We start from the raw sequence: 8598 nt of genomic DNA on the forward strand, positions 1-8598 counted from the left end.
TGCGCCCCACAGGCAAAGTGGCCTTGACCTTGACATGCCCATAGGGCAGGCCGGTTATTACCGGCACGTTCACGTTATCGCGCAGCCAGGCCACCACTGAATCCATGCTGTAGCCATTGTCGTTCCTGGCAAGCTTGTACTGGGTGAAGCGCCCCAGAACAACGGCCTTCTGCTTGGCCAGTATGCCGGCATGCAATAACTGGGTCAGCATGCGTTCGATACGGAACGGGTGTTCATTGACGTCTTCCAAGAACAAGATGCCCCCACGAATACGCGGCATGAACGGTGTTCCAACCAGCGAAGCCACCATGGCCAGGTTGCCGCCCCATAAAATGCCGCGGGCATCCACCGGGTCAGAATCCGGCGACTCAAAACTGAGTATCTCAAGCTCGCCGCTCAGCGTCTCGCAAAATAGCGCGGCAGTCAGGTCGTCGGTTTTGGCCGAGCCGAAATCAAACACCGCCGTGGGCCCGGCCAGGCTTTCGGCGCCGGTGCGGGCCAGCAGCGCCAGATTGAAAACAGTGAAATCACTTTGGCCGATGAAAAGCTTGCCGCTGTCGGCCACCGCCTGCCAGTCAATGCGATGCAAGAGACGGCTCAGGCCGTAGCCACCGCGCGTAGCCATGACCACCGGGTGCTTCTGTTTAAGCGAGCGCGTAATCGCCGCCAGACGCTGGGCGTCGGTGCCGGCGAAGCGTTCGTGTACGGCGAGCGCTGTACGATCGACCGCAGTCTTGAAACCCAGGTCTTTCAGGCGCTCGCGCGCCAGCTCGACGGCGGCCGGATCGGCCACCGCGCCGGAAGGTGAAATTAGGTAAATGCCTTTCGGGGAAGCGTGACGCCCGTGTGTCATGATCAGCCTGTGTGGAATTTAGAAGCAGGCGAAAGTATATCTGAGGCAACGTTCAGCGCCAGTTCGCCGTGAAGGAAAGCTAGCTTGCCGTGGAACCGGGCCCTTTTGATCGCGCAGCCTTCCGGCGCTCGCGAAAAAAATCGCGCAGCAGGTCGCCGCATTCCTGCGCCAGCAGCCCGCTTTCAAATTGAGTTTGGTGATTCAGCTGCGCAATGGCCGGAACATTCAGCACGCTGTGGCATGCCCCCGTCTTGGGGTCGGCCGCGCCATACACCACGCGCGCCAGCCGCGCATGCAGGATGGCGCCCACACACATGGCACAAGGTTCCAGGGTGACGAATAGGCTCGCGTTGGGCAGCCTGTAGTTGCCCAGCGCTTGGGCGGCCTGCCGCAGGGCCATTATCTCGGCGTGCCCCGTGGGGTCGTGGCCGGTAATGGTGCAGTTAAAGCCGGTTCCTATGACCCTGCCCTGCTCGTCCAACACGACGGCGCCCACCGGCACCTCGCCCAAGGCCTGTGCTTGCTGCGCTTGGTCCAGCGCCATGTGCATGGCGCGCGTGTCTTGTTCAGTAAATGCGGGCACACACGGCTCCGAGACCGCACCCGTTCTGGACGAGGCGGACACGTTCTGCTTGCTCTGGGGTGGGGTGGAATCAGCCGCCATCACGCTCTGCCAGATGCGAATCAGCCACCGTAAATGCGCGAGTTCAACGAAATTCGGCCGGCCAGGCTTTCAACCGCTTCTTCCAGCCATTGATAAAGCTCGGCGTCTTCGTCGTAGCGGGCCTGGTTCAGGTTCGAGACGCGGCCTTCCTGTATAAAACCCCACGCCCGGCTGCGCTTGTCACGATGGCGAGGGTCCCACACGCCAAAGGCCACGCCGCCGGAGCTGCGTATGAGCGAAAAACAGGGAATGTCGGTGTAGCCGTCGCCGACAAAGATCATCTGCTGAAACGGAATGCGCAACTTGTCTTGGTCGACCTTTTTGTTCACTTCAAACGGCTTGTTGCGCGAGGCCGCGCCAACGATGCCCTTTTGAATATGAAACAGGTAGCGTGTTTTATCGGTGAAGCTGACGATGCGCTTGGGAAAGCTGACCGCGCCCTGCTCATCGTAAATAAATTCTGAAGCCCAGATGTCGGTAAATTCATGCGCAATAGCCGTATGCCGCACCACATCGCCAATGCCGCTGGAAATAAGATAGAACTCAAGCCGCACCTGGGGGTGGTTCTGGCGAACCACCTCGCGCAGACGGTCAAACAAGGATTGCACCCCATCGTGCAGCGGCAGCCGGCTGCCCCAATCTTGCAGGCGCTCGCGCGTAATGGGGCCGTGGCGGCCCGAGCGCGAAAGTTCTATAAGCTTGTACAAATAGGCGGGCACCGGGTCCCAGTCGTGCTGGTCAAGCAAGGGGCCTACTTCTTGTGCCCAGAAGTGCGCGGCATCGACACCCATATCGGACAAAAACCCCGAAGTGCTGTCGGGCGCCAGGGTGTCGTCAAAGTCGAAGATTAAGGCAATAGCATCAGACATAGTGGACCTTGGGACGGCGCGAGCCGCAAGGCCCGCGCTACGTGGGAACCGCAAGTGTAACGCCTGGCGTGCTTGAATAGGCCTTGAGCCGGCGCAACACGCGCGGCAACATGGCCGGAAGGTCTTCTGAAATAAGCCCGGGGCCGAACTGGCGCGCCGCCTCGCCGTGCAGCCAGGCTCCGGCGGCCGCCGCCAAAAACGGCGCCATGCCCTGAGCCATGAGCCCGGCAATAATGCCCGTCAGCACATCGCCCGTGCCGCCGGTGGCCAGGGTGGGCGGCGCATTGCTGTTAATAACCGCCCGGCCGTCGGGCGAGGCAATAACCGTATCGGCCCCCTTCAGCAGCACGACCGCCCCACTTTGCCGCGCCGCCTGCCGCGCACGCTCGAGCTTGCTGCCGTGGCCTGAAAACAGCCGGCTGAACTCGCCCTCGTGCGGGGTTAGCACACACGGCCCCTTAATGGCCGAAAACAATGTTTGTGGCGCGGGGCCGAAAGACGTGATTGCATCGGCATCGAGCACCGCCGCCCTGCCCGTAGCCAGCGCGGCCAGAACATGGTGGCGGGTGGCTTCCGACACGCCCGCGCCGGGCCCCACCACCAACACGTTCTTGCGCGCATCGGCCAAAATATCGGTCAGGTTGCTGGCATCGTCCAGCGGCTGCACCATGATGCTGTCCAGCGCTGCCGCATACACCGGCCACACCGGCGCAGGCGCGGCCACGGTAACCAGCCCCGCGCCCGCGCGCGCGGCCGCCATTGCCGACAGCCTTGCGGCGCCCGTCATGATCTCGCCGCCCACCACCAGCACATGGCCCCGCGCATATTTATGGTCTTCGGCCCGCGGCCAGGGAAACATGCCGTGCCACAATGCGGGCTCGTTCTCGAAGGCCAGTTCGTCCATGCCCTCGATAACCTCGGGCGGAATGCCGATGTCGGCCAAGGTGATCTGACCGCATAAATTGCGGCCCGGCAGCAGCACATGCCCCGGCTTCTTGCGAAAGAAAGTAACCGTGTGCCGCGCGGGCACGACCATGCCCAGCACCTGGCCGGTGGCGCCGTCGAGCCCGCTGGGCACGTCCACCGCGCAGACAGGCAGCCGGTTCTGCTCGACAGCATGCAGCACTTCCAGCGCCAGGCCCTCGAGCGGTCTGGAAAGCCCCGCACCAAACAAGGCGTCTACCACCACGGAAGCGCCCTTCAACAGATCAACGCTGAGCGGCTCAATGGCCTCGCCCCATAGCGCGGCATGGTGAGCCGCGTCGGGCGAAAGGTTCTGGGCTTCGCCAAGCAGGCCCAGCCGTACCGGCCAGCCCCAGCCTCGCAAATGACGGGCGGCCACAAAGCCGTCGCCGCCGTTGTTGCCCGGCCCGCACAACACCACCACCGGCCCCGTGGGCCAGTGGCGCCTGACCGTTGCAGCCACCGCCAGGCCTGCTGCTTCCATCAGTTCGATTCCGCTGACGCCGGCAGCCATGGCGGCCTGGTCGGCGGCGTACATTTGCTGCGGGCTTAACAGGACGGAATAAGAGCCATCCACGCGGGGATTCATGCGTTGGTATCCTTTGGTTTCCGCCCCAGAAGCAAGGGGCCGCGCCGGGAAAGACTTGCCTTAAACTAGGCGGCAATGTGCAAAGGTTAAATGATAAGCTGCCCCACAGAGAGTGAAACATCGTAAATGGACGCTACCATGCCGGCTGTTATTTCAGTGTCGAAGCTTTGCAAATCTTACGCCTCGGGCTTTGAAGCCCTGAAGGACATTGACCTGAACATACACAAGGGCGAAATCTTTGCCCTGCTGGGCCCCAACGGCGCGGGCAAGACCACGCTGATCAGCATTATTTGCGGCCTGGTCCGGCCCACCAGCGGCACCGTTACGGCAGCCGGCTTCGACATTGTTTCGCAGTACAAGCAGGCCCGTTCCCGCATCGGCCTGGTGCCGCAAGAGCTTACCACCGACGCGTTCGAGTCAGTATGGAACACGGTAAGCTTCAGTCGCGGCCTGTTCGGCAAACCGCGCAACCCGGCTCACATTGAAAAAGTGCTGCGGGCCTTGTCGCTATGGAACAAAAAAGACAACAAGCTCATGACGCTTTCCGGCGGCATGAAGCGGCGCGTGCTGATTGCCAAAGCGCTGTCGCACGAGCCTGACATTCTGTTTCTGGATGAACCCACCGCCGGGGTGGATGTAGAACTTCGAAAAGACATGTGGGAAATGGTGCGATCGCTGCGGGCCACCGGGGTCACCATTATTCTTACCACCCACTACATCGAAGAAGCCGAAGAAATGGCCGATCGCATCGGGGTCATCAACCACGGGCGCATCGTATTGGTTCAAGAAAAACACCAGCTCATGCGCCAACTGGGCCAAAAACACTTGGCCCTGCAATTGGCCCTGCCGTTAAGCCAAATACCCAGTGCATTGCAGTCCTACCAATTGCAGCTTTCACAAGACGGGCTGGAACTGGTCTACACCTACGATTCCACCCGCGAAAGCCACGACATCACCACCTTGCTGAATGACCTGCAGCAGGCCGGCATACGCTTTACCGACCTAAGCACCCGGCAAAGCTCGCTGGAAGATATTTTTGTCAGCCTGGTCAAGGAGGCCGCATGAACCTGCATGGCATCAGGGCCATTTACCTGTTCGAAATGGCGCGCAGCTGGCGCACGCTAAGCCAGAGCCTGCTGGCCCCGGTCATATCCACTTCGCTGTATTTTGTGGTGTTTGGCGCGGCCATCGGCAACCGCATCACCGAGGTGCAAGGCATCAGCTATGGGGCGTTTATTGTGCCCGGCCTGATCATGCTTTCGCTGCTGATGCAAAGCATCACCAACGCCTCGTTCGGCATTTATTTTCCGCGCTTTACCGGCACCATCTACGAGATACTGTCGGCGCCCATGTCGTACCTGGAAATTACCTTTGCGTACGTGGCGGCGGCGGCGACCAAGTCGATTATTCTGGGCCTGATCATACTGGCCACGGCCACCTTTTTCGTGCCGCTGCGGGTCGACCACCCGGTGTGGATGCTGCTGTTTCTGGTGCTTACGTCGCTGACCTTCAGCTTGTTCGGCTTCATTATCGGCATCTGGGCCGACGGCTTTGAAAAGCTGCAATTGGTGCCGCTGTTAATCGTTACGCCCTTAACGTTTTTGGGCGGCAGCTTTTATTCTATAGACATGCTGCCGCCCTTCTGGCAAACGGTAACCCTGTTCAACCCCGTGGTGTACTTGATCAGCGGTTTTCGCTGGAGCTTTTACAGCATTGCCGACGTGCACGTGGGCGTCAGCCTGGGCATGACGCTGGTGTTTCTGGCCCTGTGCCTGGGCATCGTGGCGTGGATGTTTAAAAGCGGGTATCGATTAAAAGCCTGAACCCAAGCCGGCGGCGTGCATGAAACCACCGCGCTCAAAGGTGGCATCCACAAAGTGGCGCCATGGCGACCCGGCCGATGTTTGCCGGCACCATTAATCGCGAAAATTATTGAACTGCAGGGGCAGGTCAACCTCGGTCTTGCGCAGCAATGCAATGGCCTCTTGAAGGTCGTCGCGTTTTTTGCCGGTAATGCGCAGCTTGTCTTTATTGATCTGTGCCTCGACCTTGAGCTTGGCCTGTTTAATGGCGGCAATAAGCTTCTTGGAGACCGACTGCTCCAGCCCCTGGCGCACGGTTATTTTCTGACGCGCCCCGCCCAGGTTCTCGTTCGGGGTGCCCACCTCAAGACAGCGCACATCGATATCACGCGCCGACAGGCGGCCGCGCAAAATATCGAGCATCTGCTTGAGCTGAAACGCGCTGGGTGCAATCGACGTCACCACGAACTCGTCTAGTTCAAATTTGGCGTCAACGCCCTTGAAGTCGAAACGCGTGGTCAGCTCGCGATTGGCTTGATCGACCGCGTTCGAAAGCTCGTGTTTATCGACCTCGGAAACGACGTCAAAAGAAGGCATGGCTGGTATCCCCGTGTTGCTGGTCGGCTATAGAGCAAGCCGTGGTGTGCTGAAGGTTTTGGCGCGGCGCAAGCCGCCTTGTCATTACGCTACAGTTTAAACGATAGAATACTTGCTTCATACGTTCGACCGTATTCACCAGACTCTTGCCGTGACCTCCCCAAACCCTTCGTTCAGCTTGCGCAACATTGCCGTTGCCGCCTTTGGCCCTTCTCTGCTGTTCGGGCTGGGCGAAGGCGCCATATTCCCGATCATTGCGCTTAGCGCCAAAGAGCTGGGCGCTTCGCTGGCGCTATCGGGGCTGATCGTGTCGCTGATCGGCATCGGGTCGCTGCTGGGCAATATTCCCGCTGCCCTTATCACCGCAAAGTACGGCGAACGCCGCTCGATGGTGGGTGCGGCCACCCTCACCGTGCTGGCGCTGATTTTATGCGTGGTGGCCACCAGCGCGTGGATGCTGGGCGCGGGGGTGTTCGTGGTCGGCCTGGCCAGCGCCGTTTTCCTTTTGGCGCGGCAAACCTACCTGATCGAAGCCGTACCCATTTCCTTGCGTGCGCGGGCGCTTTCCACCCTGGGCGGCACCATGCGGGTGGGCCTGTTCGTGGGCCCGTTCGCGGGCGCAGCGGTGATGCACTTTATGGGGCTGGCGGGCGCCTATTGGGCGGCCATGGCGGCCATGGTGGGTGCGGGGTTGCTTTCTTACTTCATACCCGACCTGCCCCAGCGCAAGCCGCAAAAAGGAACCCCCGGCTTTGTGGCGCCGCGCCTGGGCGGTGTGCTGCGCAGCCATATGCGCGTCTTCCTGACCCTGGGCCTGGCCGGCGCACTGGTGGCCGCCGTGCGCGCCTGCCGCCAGATCATCGTGCCCCTATGGGCCAGCCACATCGGCCTGGACGCGCCCACCACAGCCGTGGTGTACGGCGTAATGGGTTCCATCGACATGCTGTTGTTCTACCCGGCGGGCAAGGTCATGGACACGCGCGGGCGCATGTGGGTGGCCGTGCCCTCGATGCTGCTGATGGGCGTTGCCCTGATGCTGATGCCGCTTACCCACAGCTTGGCCGCTTTTACCGCCGTTTGCATGCTTTTAGGGCTGGGCAACGGCGTGGGCTCGGGGCTGATCATGACCGTCGGCGCCGACGCCTCGCCGCCCGAAGCCAGAACTCAGTTCCTGGGCATCTGGCGGCTTATTACCGACAGCGGCGCCGGCGCCGGGCCGCTGCTGGTGTCCGCCCTAATAGGCGTGATGTCGCTAAGCGCCGGCATTGTGGCGATTGGATCCATGGGGTTTATATCGGCCGCCATGTTCTGGCGGTGGCTGCCCCGGAAGATTGAGTAAGTGCCGCCGGGCAACGCCGCAGCGACCTTTCGCGCAGTTAACCGCAATAGGCCCGAACCACGACGTCAAAGTCGTTCAGTTGCAGGTTGATTCGTTCAGAGCGGTATTCCTTGGTGATCATCTGCCCCGGCCGTATCACCCGCAGCATGCCGGCGCCGCTGCTTTGCAGGGCCTCCTGTTCCAGCTGGGGCGTAATTTTCTGACCGGCAATATGCGAAGCCTTGTCGGCATTGCAGATGCGCGGGGCGCCGCCCTGGGCCTCTGGCGCGTTCAGATCGACTGACGAGCAGGCCGCCAGGGTCAACGTGGCAACGGCCACCAATAACGTGCGTAAGTACATGGCGTCTCCTTTCAGGCCGGCGCCTGGCTGGGCGCCTTAGCAGTTGGTTTCAAATACCCGTGTCGAACGCCCCAGCAAGCGGCGGGCCCGCAATGTGCCCTTGAATGCCAGACCCCAGCCCCACAGTATTGTTAATCAACCCGCACGCAACTGGCAGCTGCGCATCAGTCGCGCGCATCATCCCCTTGGCGTATTTCAATTACCTGGCGCCGGGTGCATTTCAATAATACCTGGTCGTTTACTGGCAGAATTCCCGGGTGATTGCCGCGCAGGCATCGGGGTTTTCCAGCTGCAGGAAATGGGTGGTTTCGGGCACGCATTCGTAGTTCAGGCCCAGCCTGTTGGTCATATCAAGCGCAATGGCCGCCGAGGGCTGTACCCCCGGCACGGCCGGGTCGGCACACACCAGCTTGAGCCGATCGCCCAGCGCAGGCAACCACGACCATAAGGTGGTGTCGTCGTTCGAGGAAAATATTTTCGACTCGTACGCGGGCGGGCACGACAAGCGCCATACCTCTTTGCCCTGTTCCAGCACCGCGCGCAGCAAGGCATACGCCATTTCGTCGCAGGCTTGCGGCAGGC

10 protein-coding genes are annotated in these 8598 nt (G+C 61.1%); 3 read left to right on the forward strand and 7 right to left on the reverse strand.

The window, feature by feature from the left end:
• The 4 genes from VL003_RS09665 to VL003_RS09680 all read right to left on the reverse strand — a co-directional run.
• The coding region (locus tag VL003_RS09665; RefSeq protein ID WP_325441929.1) for an LD-carboxypeptidase at positions 1 to 853 on the reverse strand (853 nt) is incomplete at its 3' end.
• Positions 854 to 932: 79 nt separating this feature from the next.
• Positions 933 to 1436, reverse strand: a complete 504-nt coding sequence (tadA, locus tag VL003_RS09670; RefSeq protein WP_325441931.1) for a tRNA adenosine(34) deaminase TadA — start codon at positions 1434 to 1436, stop codon at positions 933 to 935.
• A 101-nt stretch (positions 1437 to 1537) separates the two neighbouring features.
• Entirely contained in the window at positions 1538 to 2386 is an 849-nt protein-coding gene (locus tag VL003_RS09675; protein WP_325441933.1) for an HAD family hydrolase, read from the reverse strand.
• Positions 2387 to 2423: 37 nt separating this feature from the next.
• Positions 2424 to 3938, reverse strand: a complete 1515-nt coding sequence (locus VL003_RS09680; RefSeq protein ID WP_325441935.1) for an NAD(P)H-hydrate dehydratase — start codon at positions 3936 to 3938, stop codon at positions 2424 to 2426.
• A 138-nt stretch (positions 3939 to 4076) separates the two neighbouring features.
• Here VL003_RS09680 and VL003_RS09685 point away from each other — a divergent pair, with 138 nt between their 5' ends.
• Together VL003_RS09685 and VL003_RS09690 are read left to right on the forward strand one after the other, a co-directional pair.
• Complete coding sequence (locus tag VL003_RS09685; RefSeq protein ID WP_325441937.1) at positions 4077 to 5003, forward strand: ABC transporter ATP-binding protein; 927 nt, start codon at positions 4077 to 4079, stop codon at positions 5001 to 5003.
• On the forward strand, positions 5000 to 5761 hold the full coding sequence (locus VL003_RS09690; RefSeq protein WP_325441939.1) for an ABC transporter permease: 762 nt from the start codon (positions 5000 to 5002) through the stop codon (positions 5759 to 5761). The genes VL003_RS09685 and VL003_RS09690 overlap by 4 nt, the downstream gene beginning before the upstream one ends.
• A 93-nt stretch (positions 5762 to 5854) precedes the next feature.
• On the opposite strand, the gene VL003_RS09695 is transcribed toward VL003_RS09690, so the two are convergent.
• Positions 5855 to 6337, reverse strand: a complete 483-nt coding sequence (locus VL003_RS09695; RefSeq protein ID WP_325441941.1) for a YajQ family cyclic di-GMP-binding protein — start codon at positions 6335 to 6337, stop codon at positions 5855 to 5857.
• 151 nt (positions 6338 to 6488) lie between these two features.
• Here VL003_RS09695 and VL003_RS09700 point away from each other — a divergent pair, with 151 nt between their 5' ends.
• Complete coding sequence (locus tag VL003_RS09700; protein WP_325441943.1) at positions 6489 to 7676, forward strand: MFS transporter; 1188 nt, start codon at positions 6489 to 6491, stop codon at positions 7674 to 7676.
• Positions 7677 to 7713: 37 nt separating this feature from the next.
• On the opposite strand, the gene VL003_RS09705 is transcribed toward VL003_RS09700, so the two are convergent.
• The gene (locus VL003_RS09705; RefSeq protein WP_325441945.1) at positions 7714 to 8016 is read right to left on the reverse strand and encodes an I78 family peptidase inhibitor; all 303 of its coding nucleotides are present in this window, start codon (positions 8014 to 8016) and stop codon (positions 7714 to 7716) included.
• A 238-nt stretch (positions 8017 to 8254) separates the two neighbouring features.
• A partial coding sequence (locus VL003_RS09710) for an alpha/beta fold hydrolase (protein WP_325441947.1) occupies positions 8255 to 8598 on the reverse strand: 344 nt, incomplete at its 5' end.

It is taken from the genome of Pusillimonas sp., assembly GCF_035515275.1.
Lineage (GTDB): Bacteria > Pseudomonadota > Gammaproteobacteria > Burkholderiales > Burkholderiaceae_B > Pusillimonas.

Coding starts and splice junctions, on each gene's coding strand:
- VL003_RS09685 (WP_325441937.1), top strand. CDS start 4,077: ATGCCGGCTGTTATTTCAGTGTCGAAGCTTTGCAAATCTTACGCCTCG.
- VL003_RS09680 (WP_325441935.1), bottom strand. CDS start 3,938: ATGAATCCCCGCGTGGATGGCTCTTATTCCGTCCTGTTAAGCCCGCAG.
- VL003_RS09690 (WP_325441939.1), top strand. CDS start 5,000: ATGAACCTGCATGGCATCAGGGCCATTTACCTGTTCGAAATGGCGCGC.
- VL003_RS09675 (WP_325441933.1), bottom strand. CDS start 2,386: ATGTCTGATGCTATTGCCTTAATCTTCGACTTTGACGACACCCTGGCG.
- VL003_RS09695 (WP_325441941.1), bottom strand. CDS start 6,337: ATGCCTTCTTTTGACGTCGTTTCCGAGGTCGATAAACACGAGCTTTCG.
- VL003_RS09705 (WP_325441945.1), bottom strand. CDS start 8,016: ATGTACTTACGCACGTTATTGGTGGCCGTTGCCACGTTGACCCTGGCG.